Raw genomic sequence first — 20,238 nt, 5'->3', positions numbered from 1 at the left:
TGCCGGATCGACCAACCATGAAAAGCAGCACTGACCGCTCCTAGCACGGAGGTCGACATGGATGCTCGCAAACTATTCGCCGAGTGCCTCGGCACCGCGATCCTGGTTTTCGTCGGGGTCGGCGTCGCGACGTTGTCGTTTGGCGACTGGGGCCGTGGCCTGCTCATCGACGGCGCCGCCGGCTGCAGCGTCGCGGCCGGCGTGGTGGCCACCGCGCTGGCGTTCGGCCTGGTCATGCTGATCCTGGCCTATGCGCTGGGCCCGATCTCGGGCGCGCACATCAACCCGGCGGTCACTATCGGGTTCGTCAGTAGCGGGCGGATGTCGATCGTGGAGGGGCTGGGCTACTGGGTCGCCCAGTTCGTCGGCGGCATTCTCGGGGCCGCCGCCCTGTACGGCATCTTCCATTCCAGCTCGCAGTACGCGGCCGGCCGCACCGGGCTGGGCACCGACGGCTGGGGCGAGAACTCCCAGGTCGGCATCGGGTGGGCCGGCGCCTTCGCCGCCGAAGCGGTGCTGACCTTCATCTTCGTGCTGGTCGTGTTGTCGGTGACCTCGCGGATCGGGAACGCGACGGCGGCCGCGCTGGCGATCGGGCTGGCGCTGGGCGCGGTGCACCTGCTCGGCATCCCGCTCACCGGTACCGGGGTCAACCCGGCCCGCAGTTTGGGCCCGGCGATCCTGGTCGGCGGGGACGCGCTGGCCCAGCTGTGGCTGTTTATCGTGGCGCCCCTGGTCGGCGGGGTGGTGGCGGCGCTGACCCACCTGTACCTGGTGCCGCGCAGCGCCGAGGAGCCGGCCGACGCGGCGGAAGCCGCCGCATAGGACCTGCTCGGGTCACCGAGATCGACGGCAGCGCGCAAATTCGCGAGTGCAACGCACGGTTGCGTCGATCTCGACGCCCGCAGCGGGCAAGTTTGGCGGTGGCGGAGGGATTTGAACCCTCGGACGGGGGTTACCCGTCACACGCTTTCGAGGCGTGCTCCTTAGGCCGCTCGGACACGCCACCGCCGCACAGCCTACCGAACCGAGGGCGCGTCATCCCAATCGCTGCCGGGCGAAGAACTCCTCCAGCGGTGCGGCGCACTCGTCGGCCAACACGCCGCCGCGCACCTCCGGCCGGTGGGTGAGCCGGCGGTCGCGGACCACATCCCACAGCGAACCGACCGCCCCGGTCTTGGGTTCGAAGGCACCGAACACCAGCCGCGCGACCCGCGCCATCACCAGCGCACCCGCGCACATCGTGCACGGCTCCACGGTGACGGCCAGGGTGGCGCCGGTCAGCCGCCACCCGTCGCCCAGCACCGCCGCCGCCGCCCGCATCGCCAGAATCTCGGCGTGCGCGGTGGGGTCGCCGAGCGCCTCACGGGCGTTGGCGGCGCGGGCCAGGATGGTCCCGTCGGCGCCGACCACCACCGCCCCCACCGGCACATCGCGCGGGTCCGCGGTGGCCGCCGCCGCCAACGCGGCGCGGACCAGGTCGTCGTCGGTCACCGCGCGCCGCTCCTCCTCATCGCGCTGCGCGCTCTGCATCGTCGTCGGCGCGGCTCACCGACCGAGGCGGTCGAGCACCGCCGACAACTCCTCGGCGAAGCCCATCTCCCGGGCGATCCGGCCCAGCTGCTCGTCCGGATACAGGTCGCTTTCGTCGAGGATCACGCCGAGCACCGCTTCGGGCAGTCCGATATCGGCGAGCAACCCGAGATCGCCTTCCTCGAACGGGTCGGCGTCCTCCAGATCCTCCGGGTCGATCTCGGCGTCCAGGTTCTCCAACGCTTCCGCGGCGATGTCGTAGTCCAGTGCGGCGGTGGCGTCCGACAACAGCAGCCGGGTTCCCGCGGGCGCCGGACGCAGAATGACGAAAAACTCGTCGTCGATGTCGAGCAAGCCGAAAACAGCGCCAGCACTGCGTAATTCGCGCAGCTCGGTCTCGGCGGCGGCCAGACTCGTCAGCGCCTTGGGCCGCATCGGCGTACACCGCCACCGGCCGTCTTCACGCACCACAGCCACCCCGAAACCGTCCGGGATATCCGCGGACCGGCCCTGCGCCGAGGTTTGCTGTGTTCCCATGGGCGCCTACGCTAGTCGCCCACTACGTCGTTGACCAGCCGATCGTCGGCATCTCGGCGCACCGCGGACGCCCGGCCCGACGCGGGCTGTGCCAACCTGGAGGGGTGGCAAAGACACCGGTGTGCGTGCTGGGGTTGGGTTTGATCGGCGGCTCGGTGCTGCGCGCGGCCGCCGCGGCCGGCCGGGAAGTCTTCGGCTACAACCGCTCGGTGGAGGGGGTGCAGGCCGCCACCGCCGACGGTTTCGACGCCACCGTCGACCTCGATGACGCCCTGGCGCGGGCCGCCGCGACCGGCGCGCTGATCGTGCTGGCGGTTCCGGTGCCGGCGCTGCCGATCCTGCTCACCCATATCCGACGGTCGGCGCCCGACTGTGCGCTGACCGATGTCACCAGCGTCAAAAGCGCGGTGCTCGACGAGGTCAGCGCGGCCGACCTGCGGGCGCGGTTCGTCGGCGGACACCCGATGGCCGGCACTGCGCAGTCGGGGTGGGCGGCCGGCAACGCCAAATTGTTTACCGGCGCACCGTGGGTGCTCAGCGTGGACGACCACGTCGACCCCACCGTGTGGTCGACGGTGTCGGCGCTGGCGCTGGACTGCGGGGCGGTGGTGGTGCCGGCCCGATCCGATGAGCACGATGCCGCCGCGGCCGCCATCTCCCACTTACCGCACCTGCTCGCCGAGGCCCTGGCCGTCACCGCCGGCGACGTTCCGCTGGCGTTCGCGCTGGCCGCCGGCTCGTTCCGGGACGGCACCCGGGTGGCCGGCACCGCACCGGATCTGGTGCGCGCCATGTGCGAGGCCAACACCGGGCAGCTGCTGCCCGCGTTGGATCGGGCCTTAGAACTGCTCAGCCACGCGCGGGAGTCACTGACCCAGGCCGGCTCGGTGGCCGAGCTGGTGGAGGCCGGCCATGCCGCGCGCATCCGATACGAGAGCTTTCCGCGGCACGAGATCATCACCGTCGTGATCGGCGCGGACAACTGGCGCCAGGAGCTCGCCGCCGCGGGCCGGGCCGGCGGGGTGATCAGATCCGCTCTGCCAGTCCTGGATAGTCCACGATGAAACCGTCGGGGTCGACGGTGACGGTGGTGTCGGAGACCGGCGAGCGCAGCTTGATCTTTCCGCCCCCGGCGGCGCTGCTGTAACTGACCATGGCCGCGGTGATGGCCATGTCGGGCAGGCTGAGGTAAATGGTGGGCAGGGTCACCGCCCCCGCCCGCTCATGCAGGCCGGCGCGGCGGATCGGCAGCGCGTTGAAAAACGGGCTCCACACCATGTCGATGTCCAGCGCACCGTCGTAGCCGGCCCGGGATTCCCCGCGGGTGTCGGTCACCAGCCACATGTTCTCCTCGTCGCGGGCAATGGACAGTTGGCGTTCCCGCTCGGCGGTGGTGACGGACAACCCGAGCCGTTTGGCGGCGCCGGATTCGTCGGTCTGCAGGTCGTAGTAGGCGCTAAACGCCGGGTGCGGGCCGGTGGCCGCGGCGACGATTCGCCCCCAGGCCTTGATCCGGTTACCGGACAACTGCACCCGCACCGACTCCATCCGGGCGACGTCGGGGGCCCGCCAGGTCAAAATCGCCGGCCAGGTGCTCGGCGTCGGATCGGAGGAGGCTGGACTCACTCGTTTACCGTAAGCGACGGGGTTGGTCCTGCCCAGCGTGGCCGCCTGGCCGGCTTGTGCCGGTCTGGTCGGCGTGTCCGCGGCGATCTGGTTTATTTCTCCGCGGGAAGCGGTAAGGATGGCATCATGAGCAGCGATCCCGCACCCGACCCTCACCCCGAGCCCGACGCCGCTGCCGCGCCGCCGCCATCCCCACCAGCGGTCCCGTATACCCGCGCCGCGGGCCTGTGGAGTTCGCTGATCCTGGGCTTCCTGATCCTGATCGTGCTGTTGATCTTCATCACGCAAAACCCGGATTCGGCGCCGTTCACGTTCCTGGGCTGGCATTGGACCCTGCCGCTGGGGGTGGCCATCCTGCTGGCGGCGGTGGGCGGTGGCCTGATCACCGTGCTGGTCGGCACCGCACGCATCTACCAGCTGCGCCGGGCCGCGAAGAAACTCTCCGCCCGCCGATAACGGCTAGGAGCCGGACAGGGCGCTGAGCCCACGGGCGATCAGCGGCGCCACCGTCTCCCCCACCCGGTCCGAGCTGGCCTCCTCCGCGCCCCCGTTGCCGGCTTGGCGGCGGCGGAAATCGATGCCGGCGGCGATCACGGCGAGCTTGAAGTAGGCCAGCCCCATATAGAAGTTCCAGTGCGCCAGCGGCTGGTCGGAGGCCAGCGAATAGCGGTGCGCCAGTTCGTCGGCCGGCGGCAGCAGCGGCGACGTCCAGGCCGCCTGCTCGTCGATGATCAGGTCCAGCGACGGGTCGCGGTACACGCACATCAGCGCCGCGTCCGACAGCGGGTCGCCCAGTGTCGACATCTCCCAGTCCACCACCGCCCGCACCCGGCCCGGGTCCGCCGCGTCGAGGATGGTGTTGTCGATGCGGTAATCGCCGTGCACGATCGAGGACCGGCTCTGTGGCGGCACGGCCTCGGCCAGCGCCGCATGCAGCCGGCGCAGATCGGTGTCGCGCGGGTCGTCGGGCAGCCGCACCAGATCCCATTGCGACCCCCAGCGCCGCACCTGCCGTTCCAGGTAACCGGCGGGCTTGCCGAAGTCGCCCAGCCCGACGGCCTCGGGGTCCACCGCATGCAGGTCGGCCAACACCTGCACCAAACCGTCGACGCAGGATTCGACGGCGGCCGCGTCGCCCAGCGCCTCCAGTTCGCGCCGGCTACGCACCACCCGACCGGCCACGTACTCCACCATCTGAAACGGGGCGCCCAGCACCGTGTCGTCGTTGACCATGGTGACCGCCGGCGCCACCGGAACCGCGGTGTCGGCGAGCGCGGCGACCACGGTGTATTCGCGGGCCATGTCGTGCGCCGACGGGGTCAGTCCGGCCAGCGGTGGGCGGCGCAACACCCACTGCGACGCGTCGTCGGCGGCCAGGAAGGTCAGGTTGGAGCGGCCGCCGGCGATCAGCTCGGCGCGCAACTCACCGGATCGCGCCACCCCGACCGCGTGCAGATGCCGATCCAGGGCGGCCAAATCGAGTCCGGCGAGCCGGCCCGGTGCAGAGGAGGTCACTGGACTTGTCTACCAGCCGTCTCATCACCGAGCAGGCGCTGGTTGCGTGGCAGCAGGTCCCACACGTGTTCGGTGCCGTTGGTGGTCACCACGGTGGCCTGGCCGGAGCGGGAATACAGCAGCCGGGTCACCGACACGTAGTCGATCGGAAACGACAGCAGCCGCGTGGTCCCCAGGATCTGGTGCAGCACGACGTTGATCACGCCGCCGTGGCTGAACACCGCCACGGTGTCGTCGGGATCCGCGGCGGCGACGACGTCGGCGACCGCGGCGTTGACCCGAGCGCAGAACGCGGTTTCGTCCACCCCGGCGGGCAGGTGACCGGCCGCCATCCGCGCCCAGGCCTCCGGCTGCTCGTCGCGGATCTGTTCGATCGGGACGTAGGCGTGCAGGTTCCGGTCGTACTCGGCGAACCGCTCGTCGACGTCGATGGTCAGGCCGCGGTCCGCGGCGAGGGGTTCGGCGGTCTGGATGGCGCGGCGTTGCGGGCTGCTGACCACCCGGGTGACCGGGAACCGCGCCAACGCCGGCGGGAGGCGCTGCGCCTGCTCGACGCCGACGTCGGACAGCTCGGGATCGGAGCCTTCACCGTGCGCGCTGCGCAGCGGCAACGCGTGGCGGACCAAAAGCAACTGCATCGTGTCACCTTATGGCCTCCGCCGGCGGCCGGCAGCACCCCGGCTACGCATGGAGAATGCTATTCTCCTTATCGAGAGTGAGGAGTGCGGATGGTGGAGGTTGCGGACGGGGCCCGGCTGGATGCCGCGGCACTGGGGCGTTGGCTCGACGCCAACGGGGCGCCCGGCGACGGCGAACTGCCGGTGCTGGAGCCGCTGACCGGCGGCTCGCAGAACGCGCTGTACCGGGTGCGGCGCGGCGGGGAGTCGATGGTGCTACGGATGCCCGGCGCCCGCGCCGACGCCGCCCGGCTGGACGGGCTGCGCCGCGAGATCCGGCTGGTGCGCGCGTTGTCGGGCACCGACGTGCCGCACGCGGCGTTGATCGCCGCCGACGACACCGACGAGCTGCTGGGATCGCCGTTTTACGTAATGGCCGAGGTGCCCGGGTGGAACTCCACCGGCGCGTCGTGGCCGGCGCCGTTCGACACCGACGTGGCGGCCCGGCGCGGGCTGGCGTTCGAGTTGGTCGGCGGCGCCGCCAAGCTGGGCCGGGTGGACTGGCGGGCCCGGGGCCTGGAAGGGTTCGGCCGTCCGGACGGCTTCCATGAACGCCAAGTCGACCGGTGGCTGGCGTTCCTGGACACCTATCGGGTGCGGGAGTTGCCGGGCCTGGATGAGGCCGCGGACTGGCTGCGCCGCAACCGGCCCGAGCACTACACCCCGGGCATCATGCACGGCGACTACCAGTTCGCCAACGTGATGTACGCGCACGGCGCGCCGGCGCGGCTGGTGGCGATCGTCGACTGGGAGATGACCACGATCGGTGATCCGCTGCTCGACGTCGGGTGGGCGCTGCTGGGCTATGACGGGGAAAACCCGCGCACCAACGGCTTTTACGCGGATCTGACCGGGATGCCGACCCGCAGCGAACTGTTGGCGCACTACGAGCAGATCAGCGGGCTGTCGACGCAGAACATCGACTACTACCTGGTGCTGGCGAACTGGAAACTGGGCATCGTGCTGGAAAAGACCTATGCGGCGTCGGTGACCAGCAATAAGGTTGACCCTGCGGTCGCGGCCGCGATGGGGCCGATGATTCCGCAGCTCATCGCCCGCGCCGCCGAGTTGGCCCGGTCGCTGCCGGCGAAGGGACGCTGAGATGGGCTATGCCGATACGTTGTTCGACCTGACCGATCGGGTGGTGCTGGTCACCGGCGGCAGCCGCGGTTTGGGTCGGGAGATGGCGCTGGCCGCCGCCCGCTGCGGCGCCGACGTGGTGATCGCCAGTCGCAAGCTCGACGCCTGCCAGGCCACCGCGGCCGAGATCGAAACCGAAACCGGCCGCGCCGCACTGCCGTACGCGGTGCACGTCGGGCGCTGGGACCAGCTCGACGGCCTGGTGGAGGCGGTCTATCAGCGGTTCGGCCGGGTCGACGTGTTGGTCAACAACGCCGGCATGTCCCCGGTGTACGACAAGCAGACCGACGTCACCGAGCAGCTGTTCGATGCGGTGGTCAACCTCAACCTCAAGGGCCCGTTTCGGCTGTCGGCGCTGATCGGTGAGCGGATGGTGGCCGCTGGGCGGGGATCGATCGTCAACGTGTCCACCCACGGCTCGCTGCGCCCCCACCCGTCGTTCATCCCGTACGCGGCGTCCAAGGCGGGACTCAACGCGATGACCGAGGCGCTGGCGCAGGCGTTCGGCCCGCGGGTGCGGGTCAACACGCTGATGCCCGGCCCGTTCCTCACCGATATTTCCAAGGCGTGGAACTTCCCGACCGACGTGAACCCGTTCGGCCAGCACGCCCTGCAGCGCGCCGGTGACCCCGCCGAAATCGTCGGCGCCGCACTGTTCTTGATGTCCGACGCGTCCAGCTTCACCACCGGCTCGATCGTGCGGGCCGACGGCGGCATTCCCTGAGAGGAGCACACATGGCATGGGATTTCTCCACCGAACCGGAGTTCGAGGCCAAACTGGCCTGGATCCGGGCGTTCGTCCGCGACGAGGTGGAACCGCTGGAGGTGCTGTTTCCCGGCTGCGAGTACCTGCCGCTCGACGAGCAGCGCCGCCGGATCGTCGATCCGCTCAAGGACCGGGTGCGCGAGCAGGGGCTGTGGGCCCCGCACCTGGGTCCCGAGCTGGGCGGGCAGGGTTTCGGCGCGGTCAAGCTGACGTTGATCAACGAGATTTTGGGCCGGTCGAGCTGGGCGCCGATCGTGTTCGGCACCCAGGCGCCCGACACCGGCAACGCCGAGATCCTGGCCCGGTTCGGCACGCAGGAGCAGAAGGACAGCTACCTGGCCGGGCTGTTGTCGGGGGAGATCTTCTCCTGCTTCTCGATGACCGAACCGCAGGGCGGCGCCGACCCGCGGGTGTTCACCACGAAGGCGGTCCGCGACGGCGACGAGTGGGTGATCACCGGGCGAAAGTACTTCTCCTCCAACGCCTCGGTGGCGTCATTTTTCATCGTGGTGGCCATCACCGACCCCGAAGTCCCGGTGCACCGGGGCGCCTCGACGTTCCTGATCCCGGCCGGCACCCCGGGTTTGGTCATCGAGGCCACCCACCACCTGGTGGGGTCGCATCCGCACGAGGCCGGGCATTCGCTGGTGCACTACGACAACGTGCGAGTGCCCGCCGACGCGATCCTCGGCGAGCCCGGCCAGGGCTTCCTGATCCTGCAGAGCCGGCTGGCCGGCGGTCGGCTGCATCACGCCATGCGCTCGATCGGGGTGGCCCAGCGCGCCATCGACATGATGGCCCGGCGCGCCAAAAGCCGGTTCACCCAGGGCAGTTCGCTGGCCGACAAACAGTTGGTGCAGGCGTTCATCGCCGACTCCTACGCCGAGCTGATCCCGTTCCGGCTGACGGTGCTGCACGCGGCATGGCTGATCGACACCGGTGATGAGAAGGCGGCCCGCGCCGAGATCGGGGTGTGCAAGATCCTGGCGTCGCAGGTGCTCAAGTCGATCGGGCTGCGGGCCATCCAGGTGCACGGCGCGATGGGCCTGACCGAACAGTTGCCGCTGACCAATGTGCTGCTCGGCGGCGTCGCGTTGGGCCTGGCCGACGGGCCCACCGAGGCGCACAAAGTGAATCTGGCCCGGCTGCTGCTCAAGGACTACGACGCCGAGGACCCGGAGTGGCCCAGCGAATTCCTGGACAACCGCATCGAGGCCGCCCGGGCCAAGTACGGCGATCTGGTCGACCGCGTCCCAGCGCTGCCGTGACGACCCGCGTCGACGCGGCCGTCCACCGGGCACTCGATCAGCGTCAACAGCAGGCCACCGCCGAAGTGGAGCGCATCCTGGCGGCCGCGGTGACAGTGCTGGAACGGGTCGCGCCCGACGAGCCACGGGTGGCCGACATCGTCGCCGAGGCCGGCTCGTCGAACAAGGCGTTCTACCGCTACTTTTCCGGCAAGGAGGAATTGTTCCAGGCGGTGATGGAACGCGGCGTCGCGATCGTCGTCTCCTATCTGCAGCATCAGCTGGCCAAGGAGCCCACCCCGGCCGGGAAGGTGGCCCGGTGGATCCGCGGTACGGTGGCGCAGGTGTCCGATCCGCACCTGTTGAGCCTGAGCCGGGCCGCCAGCACGCAGCTGACCGCCGCCGGGGTCTCCGACGACGCGATCCTGGCGCCACTGCGCGACCTGCTCACCGGGCCGGTGGCAGCGCTCGGCGGCGCCGACCCGGGCCGGGACGCGGACACCGTTTTCACCTGCACGCTGGCCACCATGCGCCGCTACCTGGGCGGGACCGCCCAGCCGAAGCGAGCCGATGTCGACCATCTGGTGGCTTTCTGTCTACGAGGACTGGGAGCCTGATGCGCGCGATCGTGTGCCAACAGTACGGACCACCGGAAGACCTGGTGCTGCAAGAGCTTCCAGACCCGACGCCCGAACCGGGCACGATGGTGGTGCGGGTGCGCGCCGCGGCGGTCAACTTCCCCGACGTGCTGTTGATCGACGGCAAGTACCAGCTGAAGATCCCGCCGCCGTTCACGCCCGGCAGCGAGTTGGCCGGCGACGTGATCGCGGCCGGCGACGGGGCGGCGTTCTCTCCGGGTGACCGGGTGGTCGGCACCTCGTTCGTGGGCGCGTTCGCCGAGCAGGCGCTGCTGCCCGCCGCGTCGGTGAGCGCGATACCCGACGGCATCGACTACGCCGCCGCGGCCGGGTTCGGGGTCACCTACCGCACCGCCTATCACGCGCTGCGCTCGGTCGCCCAAGTGACGCAGGGCGATTGGGTGGTGGTGTTGGGCGCCGCCGGCGGTGTGGGCCTGGCCGCTGTCGATCTGGGCGTGGCGCTGGGTGCGCGGGTGCTGGCCGCTGCGTCCAGCCCGGAGAAGCTGGCGGTGTGCACCGAACGCGGTGCGGAGGCTGTCATCGACTACGACCGCGAGGACCTCAAGACCCGCATCCGCGAGATCACCGGCGACGGCGCGCAGGCGGTGCTGGACCCGGTCGGCGGTGCCTACGCCGAGCCGGCGCTGCGCAGCCTGGCCCGCGGCGGGCGCTTCGTCACGCTCGGCTACGCCGCCGGGTCGATCCCCGCGATCCCGCTGAATCTGGTGATGCTCAAGGGCGTCACCGTGCAGGGCATGGAAATCCGCACGTTTGCCACCGACCATCCGGCGGAAAACGACCGCGATCTGGCCGAGCTTGCGCAGCTGTTCGCCGAGGGCCGGGTCACCCCGTATATCGGGGCCCGGTTCCCGCTGTCCGACGCCGGGGCCGCGCTGCGCTACGTCGCCGACCGCAAGGCGGTCGGCAAGGTCATCATCGACGTCGACTGAGGTCGTTGAGATGCGCCCCGGGTTGCGATCGCCGGTGGATCGCAGCCCTCGCCGCAATCTCAAACCCACAGCGGTCAGCGGGACTTCGGGGGCCCGCCCATATTGCCGGCGAACGTGCGCAGAATGCCAGGTTTCGACCGGATGGCCGTACAACCGCGCACGCTCGCGGCGGCCCCAGCGCGGCCTAGCCGGCCAGGTCGTAGACGGTGGCGTCTCCCACCCGCCGCGCGGTGAAGTGGGCCTTGACCCACGCGGTGATCTGGGCGGCCGCCCCGTTGTCGTCGCCGTGGCGGCGGTGGTGGCCCGGACCGCCCGGACCGCCGGGGCCATCATCGTCGACGAAGTACCGGACCTGACGATCGGCGACGTACCGCTGGAATTGGGCCAGGGTGGGCGAGTTGTCGCCGCCGCTGAAACCGCCGATCGCCATGACCGACGTGCCGGTGTTCAGCTCGAGGCTGCTGGCGGTGTGCGAGCCGATGGTGGCGGCGGCCCACCGGTTGTCGGTGGCGCGCACCAATGCCTGCAGCGCCTGGTTGTCGGCGCCCGCCCCGGGCGGGGGTCCCGGCGGGCGCGGCCCGTGCTCGGACCGGGCGGGACCGGAGATCGGGATCCCGCCGGCGTGGCTGCCGGCGACGGTGTCGACGGTGTAGGCGGCGCTGCCGGCCAACCCGACCAGCAGCCCGGCCACCGCCACCGCGACACGGTAGCGTCCCAGCCGATACCCGCGGACCGCCAGCAGCACGGCCAGCAGCACCGCCGCGATCAGCAGCACCCAGCGCAGCCAGGGCAGCCACTGCGGGGTGCGGTCCAGCAGCGCGAAGTTCCACACCCCGGTGCTCGCCAGCATGCCGGCCAGCGCCAGCCGCGCCGGGGCCGACCGGCGGCGCAGCCAAAGTTCCCGGGTGCCGATCGCCACCACCGCGGCGACCGCGGGGGCCAGCGCCACCGTGTAGTACGGGTGCATGATGCCGCGCATGAAGCTGAACACCGTCGCGGTGACCACCAGCCATCCGCCCCACAGCAGCAGGCCGGCCCGGGTCCGGTCGGTGCGGGCCGCGGTGCGCAGCAACCACAGCCCGGCGATCAGCCCGATCAGCGCCGCCGGCAGCAGCCAGGAAATCTCGGTGCCCATGGACGCCCCGAACATCCGGCCAATCCCCGGACCGCCGCCGAACATCGGCGACCCGCCGGGACCACCGCCCGGCCCGCCGCCGGAGCCGCGCACCGGGTTGCCGTCGCCGCCGAACACCCGGCCCACCCCGTTGTAGCCCAGGGCCAGCTGCAGCAGGCTGTTGTCGGTGGAGCCACCGATATAAGGACGCGAACCGGTGGGCCACAGGCTGACCAGGGCCAGATACCAGCCCGCCGAGAGCGTCATGGTGGTCGCGCCGACCAGCAGGGTGCGCAGCCGCAGCCAGCCACTGCCCGGCAGCGCCACCAACACCACCAGCGCCAGCGCCGGGGCCACCAGCAAGGCCTGCAGCAATTTGGTCAAGAAGGCGAAGCCCAGCGCGACGCCGGCCAGCGCCACCCACCGGTACGGGGATCCGTCCAGCGCGCGGATCACGCAGTAGCCGGCCGCAACCAGCAGCAGCACCAGCAGCGCGTCGGGGTTGTTGAACCGAAACATCAACGCCGCCACCGGGGTCAGCGCCAACACCGCCCCGGCCAGCAGACCGGCGGCCGCGCCGCTGGTGCGGCGCACCGCGGCGGACAGCAGCGCCACCGCGCCGACGCCCATCAGCGCCTGCGGCGCCAGCATCGACCAGGTGCTGAAGCCGAACAGCCGACCCGACAGGCCCATCACCCACATCGCCGCCGGCGGTTTGTCGACGGTGATCGCGTTGCCGGGATCCAGCGAACCGAACAGCAGCGCCTTCCAGCTTTGGGTGCCGGCCTGCACGGCGGCGGCGTAGAACTCGTTGGCGTACCCGGCCGCGCCCAGCCCCCACAGGTACAGCACGGCCGTCACGGCCAACAGCACCCACAGTGCTGGTCGCACCCAGCGCGGTCGCGGCAGGTCGGCGGCGGGGACCGTTATCGTCTTCGGTGCCGCCTGCGCCATCAACGTCATTTCCCGACCTCCACGGTGTGCACCCCGGTGCGTCGCGGGTGGAACACCCAGCCGCGCAGCAGCACGAATCTCAACACGGTGGCCGCCAGGTTGGCGAACACCAGCACGGCCAACTCCACCGCGCGGGACGGGTCGGTGACGCCGTGCAGCACGGCCAGCGCACCACTGGTCAACGCCAGGCCGATGCCGAACACCACCAGGCCCTGCAGCTGATGGCGGCCCGCACCGGCGCGGCCGCGCACCCCGAAGGTGAACCGCCGGTTGGCGGCGGTGTTGCCGACCGCGGTGGCCAACAGCGCGATCAGGTTGGCGCACTGGGCGCCCAGCGGGTGCAGCAGCAAAAACAACGCCAGGTAGGCCAGCGTGCTGCAGACGCCGATGGTGGCGAAGTGCACGCTTTGGCTCAGCAGCGATCGCGGCGCGCCCGCACGGTTGCCGAACTGGGCACCGATCGCCTGCACCGGGATCTGGCCGCTGGCAAAACCTTTGAGCAGCCGGGCGATGCCCTTGAGGTCGGCCAGCGCGGTGGCGACGATGTCGACGCGGCTGTCCGGATCATCGATCCAGTCCACCGGCACCTCGTGGATGCGTAGTCCGCTGCGCTCGGCCAACACCAGCAGTTCGGTGTCGAAGAACCAGCCGGTGTCGTGCACATGGGGCAGCAGCCGCTGCGCGACATCCGAGCGGATCGCCTTGAATCCGCACTGGGCGTCGCTGAACCGCGCCGCCAGCGTCGAGCGCAGGATCAGGTTGTAGCAGCGCGAGATCACCTCCCGCTTCATTCCGCGCACCACCCGCGATCCGCGGCCCAGCCGGGTGCCGATCGCCAAGTCCGAATGCCCGGAAATCAGCGGCGCCACCAGCGGCGCCAGCGCGGCCAGATCGGTGGACAGGTCGACGTCCATGTAGGCCAGCACCGGGGCGTCGGAGGCCGACCACACCGCGTGCAGGGCGCGGCCGCGGCCCTTTTGCTCCAGCCGGACCGTACGCACCTCGGCGAACCGGTCCGCCAACGCGTCGGCGATCACCGGGGTGGCGTCGGTACTGGCGTTGTCGGCGATGGTGATCCGGAAGGTCAACGGCAGCTGCTCGGACAGATAGCGGTGCAGTCGCCGCACCGAATCGGCCAGGGCGGCTTGCTCGTTGTACACCGGAACCACCACGTCGAGCACGGGGACGCCGCGCTGCGCGGCGCTCAGGGCCGCGTTGGGGCGGATGCCGAAGTTCGCGGTGTCGGAGGTCGGGGCGAAGCTGGTCATACCTCGATGCTGGCCGCCGGGCGTGGGGCGCGAATTGGCGCTTGCTAGGCGCCCGCTGTGAATCCGGGGGACAGGTCATAGATGGTGACCCCGTCGAGGGTGCGCGCCGGGTAGGTCGCCGCCACCCACCCCGCGATGCGGTTGGCGTCGTCGCTGCCGCTGGGCGTTCCGTGCATCGGTCCCACCGTGGCGCCGCCGATGAAGTAGTGGATGCGGTGCTGCGCGACGTAGTCCTGGAACTGGGTCAGGGTCGGCGCCGGGTCGGTGCCGTTGTAGCCGCCGACGGCCATCACCGGTGCGCCGCTGGCCAACTGGTAGCCGGCCGCGGTGTTCGACCCGATCGCGGCGGCCACCCAGGTGTAGCGCGCGGCGTCGGCGCGCAGCGCCGCGGTCAGGGCGGGGCCGGGTGTGGGCGCGGCCAGCAGCGCGAACGGCGGACCGGGCGGGCCGTCGATCGGGCCGGGTGGCGGGCCATGCCAGCGCTGCACCCGGGGTCCGGCGGACGGCACCGCGCCCCCATGCGGGGCCGCCACCGTCGCCAGCGTGTAGGCGACCGGGCCGGCCAGCGACGCCAGCACCGCCGCCGCGGCCGACACCCGTGCCGCGGCGACCGGCAGCCGGCCGGCGGCGACCAGCAGCAGCCCGACGGTTACGCCGACGACCACGACGGCGACCCGCAGCCACGGCAGCCACGACGCGGTCCGGTCCAGTAGCACGTAACCCCAGCCCGCGGTGACCATCACCACGACCGCCAGCGTGCCCGCGGCCCGCGCGTCACGCCGGTGCCGCCACAGCAGCTCGACACCGAGCGCGGCACCGGCCGCGATCGCCGGCGCCAACGCCACCGTGTAATAGGAGTGCACGATCCCGTTGGCGTAGCTGAACACCGCACCGGTGACGATCAGCCAGCCGCCCCACAACAGCAGCGCGGCCCGCGTCGGGTCGGTGCGCGGCGCGCGGCGGGTGAGCCACAGCCCGGCGGCGATCGTGATCACCGCAGCCGGCAGCAGCCAACCGATCTGGCCGCCCATGGCCGGCCCGAACAGCCGCCCGGCGCCCACATCGAAGTTGGTGTTGCCCAATCCGCCGGTCTCATCACCGGTCAACCGGCCCAGCCCGTTGTAGCCGAGGGTGAGTTCCAGGATCGAATTGTGTTGCGATCCACCGATATAGGGCCGCGACGACGCCGGCCACAGCTCGACCAGCAGCAGATACCAGCCGGCGCAGGCCAGCAGGGTCAGCGTCGCACCCGCCAGCCGGCGCAGCCGGGTGCGCAGCGGCGGGTGCGCGGCGACCAGATAGACCACCGCGAACACCGGCAGCACCAGGAAGGCCTGCAGCATCTTGGCCAAGAACGCGAACCCGACCGCCGCGCCGGCCGCCGGCAGCCACCACGCGCTGGCGCCGTTGTCCAGGGAGCGCTGCACGCAGTAGGCCGCCACCACCAACAGCAGCACCAGCAGCGCGTCGGGATTGTTGTAGCGGAACATCAACGCGGCCACCGGGGTCAGCGCCAGCACCGCCCCGGCCAGCAGCGCCGCCGGAGCGCCGGCGACCCGGCGCACCGCGGCGTACAGCACGCCGACCGCCGCGACCCCCTCCAGCGCCTGCGGGGCCAGCAGGCTCCACGAGTTAAGCCCGAACAGCCGCACCGAGGCGGCCATCACCCACAGCGCGGCCGGGGTCTTGTCCACCGTGATCGCGTTGGCGGCGTCGCTGGACCCGAACAGGAACGCGACCGGGTTTTGGGCGCCGGCCTGGGCGGCGGCGGCGTAGAAGCTGTTGGCCCAGCCGCTGGCCGACAGCCGCCACAGGTACAGCAGCGCGGTGCCGGCGAGCAGGACGATCACCGCGCCGCGGGGGCGCCGCGATTCCTCCGCGCGCGCCGCCAGTTGCCGGGGCGCGGTGATCGTCACCCCTCGATCCTCACCGGCCGTGGTGGGCGCACGGTGGGCGGCTGCTATGCGCCGGCTGTGAGCGGCAGCCGCACGGTGAATTCGGTGTGGCCCGGCGTGCTGTGCACCTCGATGGTGCCGTGGTGCGCTTTGATCACCGCCGCCACGATCGCCAAGCCCAGCCCGGTGCTGCCGCCCTTGCGGGACCGGGAGGTGTCGCCGCGCGCGAACCGCTCGAACACTTCGGGCTGCAGCTGTTCGGGGATGCCCGGACCGTTGTCGATCACCTGCAGCACGGCGTGGGTGGGTTCGGTGGCCAATTGGGTGGTCACCACGGTGCCCGGGCCGGTGTGCACGCGGGCATTGGCCAGCAGGTTGGTCAGCACCTGGTGCAGCCGGGCTTCGTCGCCGGCGACGATCACCGGCTCGGCGGGCAGGTCGAGCTTCCACTGGTGATCCGGGCCGGCGATGTGCGCATCGGAGACCGCGTCCACCGCCAGCCGGGACAGGTCCACCGGTTCGCGTTGCAGCGGACGACCGGAGTCCAGCCGCGCCAACAGCAGCAGATCCTCCACCAGGTGGGTCATCCGCTCGGTCTCGGAGGCCACCCGGCTCATGGCGTGGGTCACCGCGTCGGAGTCGTCCCGCATGCGTTGGGCCAGTTCGGTGTAGCCGCGGATCGCCGCCAACGGGGTGCGCAGTTCGTGGCTGGCGTCGGCGACGAACTGGCGCACCCGGGTTTCGCTGGCCTGCCGTGTCGACAAGGCGGTCGCGATGTGGTCGAGCATCCGGTTCACCGCCGACCCGAGCCGGCCCACCTCGGTGTAGGGGTTGGCGTCGGGTTCGGGCACCCGCACCGGCAGCGTCACCTCCCCGCGGTCCAGCGGCAGGTTGACCACCTCACCGGCGGTCTGGGCCACCCGGGTCAGCGGCGCCAGCGCGCGCCGGATGAGCAGCATGCCGACGGTGATCGCGGCGGCCACCACGACCGCGGTGACGACCGCGAAGATCAGCAGGACCCGGATCATGGTGTCGTCGACCTTGGTCATCGGCAACCCGGTGACGATGACGTCGCCGCCGCGCCGCGCATGCGCGGCGACCACCCGGTAGCGGCCCAGACCGTCGACGTCCAGCGTCACCGGCCGGCGGCTGCCGGCCAGCGCGCTCAGCTGCGCCTTGGCGGTGTCGGTCAACGCGCCGCGCTCGCCTTGGCCGGTCAGATAGCCGGCGTCGACGGTGACGCCGTCGTCCACGACGGCCGCGACGATGCCGAGCGGCTGACCGGGCGCGTCCAGGAACATCGGCCCCGGACCGGGCCGGTGCACCGGGTGATGGTGGTGCCGCCACGGCGGCGGCGGGGGTGGCGGGGGTGGCACGCCGTAGAGGTCGGCCGAGCGGTGTGCGGCCTTGTGCAGCTCGTGGTCGAGTTGGCCCACCAGGTATTGGTGCAGGGCCAGTTCGGTCACCGCCCCGATCCCGACGCACACGGCGACCAGCAGCACGATCTGGCCGACCAGCAGCCGGGCCCGCAGCGACCAGACCCGCCGCCCGCTACCGGGCGGGTTTGAGGACATAGCCGGCGCCGCGCAGGGTGTGGATCATCGGTTCGCGACCGTTGTCGATCTTTTTACGCAGGTAGGAGATGTACAGCTCGACGATGTTGGATCGGCCGCCGAAGTCGTAGCTCCACACCCGGTCCAGGATCTGCGCCTTGGAAAGCACCCGCTTGGCGTTGTGCATCAAGAACCGCAGCAACTCGAACTCGGTGGAGGTCAACGAGATCGGCTCACCGGCCCGGGTCACCTCGTGGCTGTCCTCGTCGAGCACCAGATCCCCGACGACGATCTGGGCGCCGCTGTCGGCGGTCGTCACCCCGGTGCGTCGCAGCAGCGCCCGCAGCCGCAGCACCACTTCTTCAAGGCTGAACGGTTTGGTGACGTAGTCGTCGCCGCCGGCGGTCAGCCCGGCGATCCGGTCTTCGACCGAGTCCTTGGCGGTGAGGAACAGCACCGGCAGCTGCGGGTTTTGGGTGCGCAGTTTGCGCAGCACGTCGAGCCCGCTCATATCCGGCAGCATCACGTCCAACACGACCACGTCGGGGCGCGCGGTGCCGGCGGCCGCGATCGCCGCGGCCCCGTCCCCGGCGGCGGTGACGTTCCAGCCCTCGTAGCGCAGCGCCATCGACACCATCTCGGCCAGCACGTTCTCGTCGTCGACCACCAGCACATTGATCGGGTTGCCGTCGGCGCGACGCATCACCACACGTTCCGCCGGTGTGTGGGGTTCAACCATGACTTTCAGTATGGGCATGGGCATGGGCATGGGCCGATACTGTGCCGCCCCTATGCGCCCGCTGTGAACGGTGCTGCGTTAGCGGCCGCGCCAAAACGTCAGCGACCGCCACAGCTTGTGCCACCACGACGCCTCCGGAGCGACGTTGCTCTTGGCTTTTTCTGCTTCGTCGGCGTAATCGTTGATCGATTCGTCGCCTTCTTCGGCGCGCATAGCACCCTCCGTTCGAATCGTCTGCGGTGGCTCTACTCCTCGGGCGGTTCGGCCGGGGTGAGCCGTTCGGGGGTTTCCTCGGGCGCCAGCCGTTCCGGCGGCTCGGCCGGCCTGGCGGGCTCCGGTGGTTCGGCGGGCACCGCGGGGTCTGGCTCAGTCATGCGTCCACCTCCCGTCAGTCGGTGGCCTACCCACCCCGGAGCACGGCGAAACCCCAGGTCAATCCAGCCGGTGCAGGACGACATCGGTTAACGCGCCGTCGCGCACCGCCGCCGTCATAAAGGTGCAGTGCGGCTGGCGGCGACGGTCGGTCGGCGACCCGGGGTTGAGCAGCCGCAGACCGGTCGCGGCCGTGCTGTCCCACGGAATGTGGCTGTGGCCGAACACCAGCACGTCGGTGTCCGGGTAGCGCCGCGCCATCCGCGCTTCGCGGCCGGCCGCCGCCCCGGTCTCGTGCACGACGGTGAAGCGCAGCCCGCCCAGCGTCGCGTCCGCCCGTTCGGGCAGCCGCGCCCGGATCTGCGCGCCGTCGTTGTTGCCCCAGCAGGCGATCAGCCGCGCCGCCCTGGCCTCCAGCGCGTCGAGCAGGCCGACGTCGACCCAGTCCCCGGCATGCAGGACGACATCGGCCCGCGCCACCGCGTCCCACAGCGGCGCCGGCAGATCGCGGGCGCGCCGCGGCACATGGGTATCGGCGGTCAAGAGCAGCGCGGTCACGACTGCTGCAGCAGCGCCGCCAGCTTCGGCATGATCGCCTGCAACGCCTTGAACGGTCGCAGCATCACGGGTGGGGTCATCGCTCCACGGTAAGTTCTCAGGGGTGGACCCGGAAGCTATCGCGGCGTGGATGTCGACGCAGGGCCTCGGCGAAGGCCCGCTGGAAGACGTCACCGAGCTGTCCGGCGGCACCCAGAACATCATGCTGCGGTTCACCCGATCGGGCCGGTCCTACGTGCTGCGGCGTGGGCCGCGGCACCTGCGGCCCCGCTCCAACACGGTGATCCTGCGGGAAACGCAGGTGTTGGCCGCCCTCGCCGGCACCGAGGTGCCGCATCCGCGGCTCATCGCCCGCTGCGAGGACCCGACGGTGCTCGGCGACGCGGTCTTCTACCTGATGGAGCCGATCGACGGGTTCAACGCCGGCCAGGGGCTGCCGCCGCTGCACGCCGGCGATCCCGCGGTGCGCTACCAGATGGGGCTGTCGATGGCCGACGCGCTGGCCAAACTCGGCGCCGTCGACCACGTCGCGGTGGGGCTCGGTGATTTCGGGAAGCCGGACGGATTTTTGGAACGCCAAGTGCCGCGCTGGCTTTCGGAGTTGGAATCCTATTCCGAACTCGACAACTACCCCGGACCCGACATCCCGGGCGTGGCGGAGGTCGCGGCCTGGCTGCGGCGCGGCCAACCGACGTCGTGGACCCCGGGCATCATGCACGGCGACTACCACGCCGCCAATGTGATGTTCTCCCCCACCGGGCCCGAGGTGGTGGCCATCGTCGATTGGGAGATGTGCACGATCGGCGACCCGCTGCTGGACCTGGGTTGGCTGCTGGCCACCTGGCGTGGCCGGGACGGGTCCAGCGTGCTCGAGCACCCCTTCCTGGAAAGCGACGGGGTGGCCGGCCCCGACGACCTGATCGAGCGTTACGCCGCCAACACCCGCCGCGACCTCAGCCACGTCACCTGGTACACGGTGTTGGCCTGCTTCAAACTCGGCATCGTGTTGGAGGGCACCTGGGCGCGCGCCTGCGCCGGCAAAGCCCCCAAGGAGGTCGGTGAGCACCTGCACCGGGCCACCCTGCGGCTGTTCGAGCGGGCGCACCAGCTGATGGAGGGCCGGCCGTGAGGACCCCGGATGCACCGAGATCGACGT

At 71.0% G+C, this 20,238-nt stretch carries 22 protein-coding genes and 1 tRNA gene; 9 read left to right on the top strand and 14 right to left on the bottom strand.

Annotated features, from left to right (window positions below; all coding sequences use genetic code 11):
- Positions 1-57: 57 nt before the first annotated feature.
- Complete coding sequence (locus ACAG26_RS08015) at positions 58-825, top strand: aquaporin (RefSeq protein ID WP_370481005.1); 768 nt, start codon at positions 58-60, stop codon at positions 823-825.
- Between the two features lie 93 nt (positions 826-918).
- Here the strand turns inward: ACAG26_RS08015 and ACAG26_RS08010 are convergent.
- The 3 genes from ACAG26_RS08010 to ACAG26_RS08000 all read right to left on the bottom strand — a co-directional run bounded on the left by ACAG26_RS08010 (position 919) and on the right by ACAG26_RS08000 (position 2,070).
- Positions 919-1,009, bottom strand: a tRNA-Ser gene (locus ACAG26_RS08010).
- Between the two features lie 29 nt (positions 1,010-1,038).
- Complete coding sequence (locus ACAG26_RS08005) at positions 1,039-1,533, bottom strand: nucleoside deaminase (protein ID WP_370481004.1); 495 nt, start codon at positions 1,531-1,533, stop codon at positions 1,039-1,041.
- Between the two features lie 15 nt (positions 1,534-1,548).
- The gene (locus ACAG26_RS08000; protein WP_370481003.1) at positions 1,549-2,070 is read right to left on the bottom strand and encodes a tRNA adenosine deaminase-associated protein; all 522 of its coding nucleotides are present in this window, start codon (positions 2,068-2,070) and stop codon (positions 1,549-1,551) included.
- A gap of 119 nt (positions 2,071-2,189) precedes the next feature.
- Between ACAG26_RS08000 and ACAG26_RS07995 the strand changes: the two genes are divergently transcribed.
- A complete protein-coding gene (locus tag ACAG26_RS07995; protein WP_370481209.1) occupies positions 2,190-3,134 on the top strand; it encodes a prephenate dehydrogenase in 945 nt (314 codons plus the stop codon).
- On the opposite strand, the gene ACAG26_RS07990 is transcribed toward ACAG26_RS07995, so the two are convergent.
- Positions 3,097-3,618, bottom strand: coding sequence for a putative glycolipid-binding domain-containing protein (locus ACAG26_RS07990; protein WP_370481206.1), 522 nt, complete (start codon positions 3,616-3,618; stop codon positions 3,097-3,099). The two genes, ACAG26_RS07995 and ACAG26_RS07990, sit on opposite strands and share 38 nt — an antisense overlap.
- 204 nt (positions 3,619-3,822) lie before the next feature.
- Here ACAG26_RS07990 and ACAG26_RS07985 point away from each other — a divergent pair, with 204 nt between their 5' ends.
- Entirely contained in the window at positions 3,823-4,152 is a 330-nt protein-coding gene (locus tag ACAG26_RS07985) for a lipopolysaccharide assembly LapA domain-containing protein (protein ID WP_370481002.1), read from the top strand.
- 3 nt (positions 4,153-4,155) lie between these two features.
- On the opposite strand, the gene ACAG26_RS07980 is transcribed toward ACAG26_RS07985, so the two are convergent.
- Positions 4,156-5,211 (bottom strand): phosphotransferase family protein, encoded by a 1,056-nt coding sequence (locus tag ACAG26_RS07980; protein ID WP_370481001.1) that lies wholly within the window; start codon positions 5,209-5,211, stop codon positions 4,156-4,158.
- Entirely contained in the window at positions 5,208-5,849 is a 642-nt protein-coding gene (locus ACAG26_RS07975; protein ID WP_370480999.1) for a histidine phosphatase family protein, read from the bottom strand. The genes ACAG26_RS07980 and ACAG26_RS07975 overlap by 4 nt, the downstream gene beginning before the upstream one ends.
- A 90-nt stretch (positions 5,850-5,939) precedes the next feature.
- Here ACAG26_RS07975 and ACAG26_RS07970 point away from each other — a divergent pair, with 90 nt between their 5' ends.
- The 5 genes from ACAG26_RS07970 to ACAG26_RS07950 are packed head-to-tail and all read left to right on the top strand — an operon-like array spanning position 5,940 to position 10,629.
- On the top strand, positions 5,940-6,989 hold the full coding sequence (locus ACAG26_RS07970; RefSeq protein ID WP_370480998.1) for a phosphotransferase family protein: 1,050 nt from the start codon (positions 5,940-5,942) through the stop codon (positions 6,987-6,989).
- Between the two features lies 1 nt (position 6,990).
- Positions 6,991-7,752, top strand: a complete 762-nt coding sequence (locus ACAG26_RS07965; RefSeq protein WP_370480996.1) for an SDR family NAD(P)-dependent oxidoreductase — start codon at positions 6,991-6,993, stop codon at positions 7,750-7,752.
- 11 nt (positions 7,753-7,763) lie between these two features.
- Positions 7,764-9,062 carry an acyl-CoA dehydrogenase family protein gene (locus tag ACAG26_RS07960; protein WP_370480994.1) on the top strand — a complete coding sequence of 433 codons (1,299 nt, stop codon included), beginning with the start codon at positions 7,764-7,766 and terminating at the stop codon, positions 9,060-9,062.
- Positions 9,059-9,658 (top strand): TetR/AcrR family transcriptional regulator, encoded by a 600-nt coding sequence (locus ACAG26_RS07955; protein WP_370480992.1) that lies wholly within the window; start codon positions 9,059-9,061, stop codon positions 9,656-9,658. Before ACAG26_RS07960 ends, ACAG26_RS07955 begins: the two co-directional genes overlap by 4 nt.
- The gene (locus ACAG26_RS07950; protein ID WP_370480990.1) at positions 9,658-10,629 is read left to right on the top strand and encodes an NADPH:quinone oxidoreductase family protein; all 972 of its coding nucleotides are present in this window, start codon (positions 9,658-9,660) and stop codon (positions 10,627-10,629) included. The genes ACAG26_RS07955 and ACAG26_RS07950 overlap by 1 nt, the downstream gene beginning before the upstream one ends.
- A gap of 184 nt (positions 10,630-10,813) precedes the next feature.
- On the opposite strand, the gene ACAG26_RS07945 is transcribed toward ACAG26_RS07950, so the two are convergent.
- From ACAG26_RS07945 to ACAG26_RS07910, 8 genes are all read right to left on the bottom strand, one after another.
- Complete coding sequence (locus tag ACAG26_RS07945; RefSeq protein ID WP_370480989.1) at positions 10,814-12,706, bottom strand: ArnT family glycosyltransferase; 1,893 nt, start codon at positions 12,704-12,706, stop codon at positions 10,814-10,816.
- Positions 12,703-13,965: a glycosyltransferase gene (locus ACAG26_RS07940; protein WP_370480986.1), complete on the bottom strand. Its 1,263-nt coding sequence runs from the start codon at positions 13,963-13,965 to the stop codon at positions 12,703-12,705. The genes ACAG26_RS07945 and ACAG26_RS07940 overlap by 4 nt, the downstream gene beginning before the upstream one ends.
- Before the next feature lie 44 nt (positions 13,966-14,009).
- Complete coding sequence (locus ACAG26_RS07935) at positions 14,010-15,881, bottom strand: ArnT family glycosyltransferase (protein WP_370480985.1); 1,872 nt, start codon at positions 15,879-15,881, stop codon at positions 14,010-14,012.
- A gap of 44 nt (positions 15,882-15,925) precedes the next feature.
- Positions 15,926-17,434, bottom strand: coding sequence for an ATP-binding protein (locus ACAG26_RS07930; protein ID WP_370480982.1), 1,509 nt, complete (start codon positions 17,432-17,434; stop codon positions 15,926-15,928).
- Positions 17,412-18,116, bottom strand: coding sequence for a response regulator transcription factor (locus ACAG26_RS07925; RefSeq protein WP_370481204.1), 705 nt, complete (start codon positions 18,114-18,116; stop codon positions 17,412-17,414). The genes ACAG26_RS07930 and ACAG26_RS07925 overlap by 23 nt, the downstream gene beginning before the upstream one ends.
- 114 nt (positions 18,117-18,230) lie before the next feature.
- On the bottom strand, positions 18,231-18,365 hold the full coding sequence (locus ACAG26_RS07920) for a hypothetical protein (RefSeq protein WP_370480980.1): 135 nt from the start codon (positions 18,363-18,365) through the stop codon (positions 18,231-18,233).
- 32 nt (positions 18,366-18,397) lie between these two features.
- On the bottom strand, positions 18,398-18,526 hold the full coding sequence (locus tag ACAG26_RS07915) for a hypothetical protein (RefSeq protein WP_370480977.1): 129 nt from the start codon (positions 18,524-18,526) through the stop codon (positions 18,398-18,400).
- Positions 18,527-18,584: 58 nt separating this feature from the next.
- Positions 18,585-19,082 (bottom strand): metallophosphoesterase, encoded by a 498-nt coding sequence (locus tag ACAG26_RS07910; protein ID WP_370480976.1) that lies wholly within the window; start codon positions 19,080-19,082, stop codon positions 18,585-18,587.
- Between the two features lie 130 nt (positions 19,083-19,212).
- Between ACAG26_RS07910 and ACAG26_RS07905 the strand changes: the two genes are divergently transcribed.
- Positions 19,213-20,211: a phosphotransferase family protein gene (locus ACAG26_RS07905; protein WP_370481202.1), complete on the top strand. Its 999-nt coding sequence runs from the start codon at positions 19,213-19,215 to the stop codon at positions 20,209-20,211.
- The last annotated feature ends 27 nt before the right edge of the window (positions 20,212-20,238 follow it).

Origin of the sequence: Mycobacterium sp. pUA109 (assembly GCF_041287095.1) — a bacterium.
Taxonomy (GTDB): Bacteria; Actinomycetota; Actinomycetes; order Mycobacteriales; family Mycobacteriaceae; genus Mycobacterium.
This window is presented reverse-complemented; position numbering and strand designations above follow the sequence as displayed.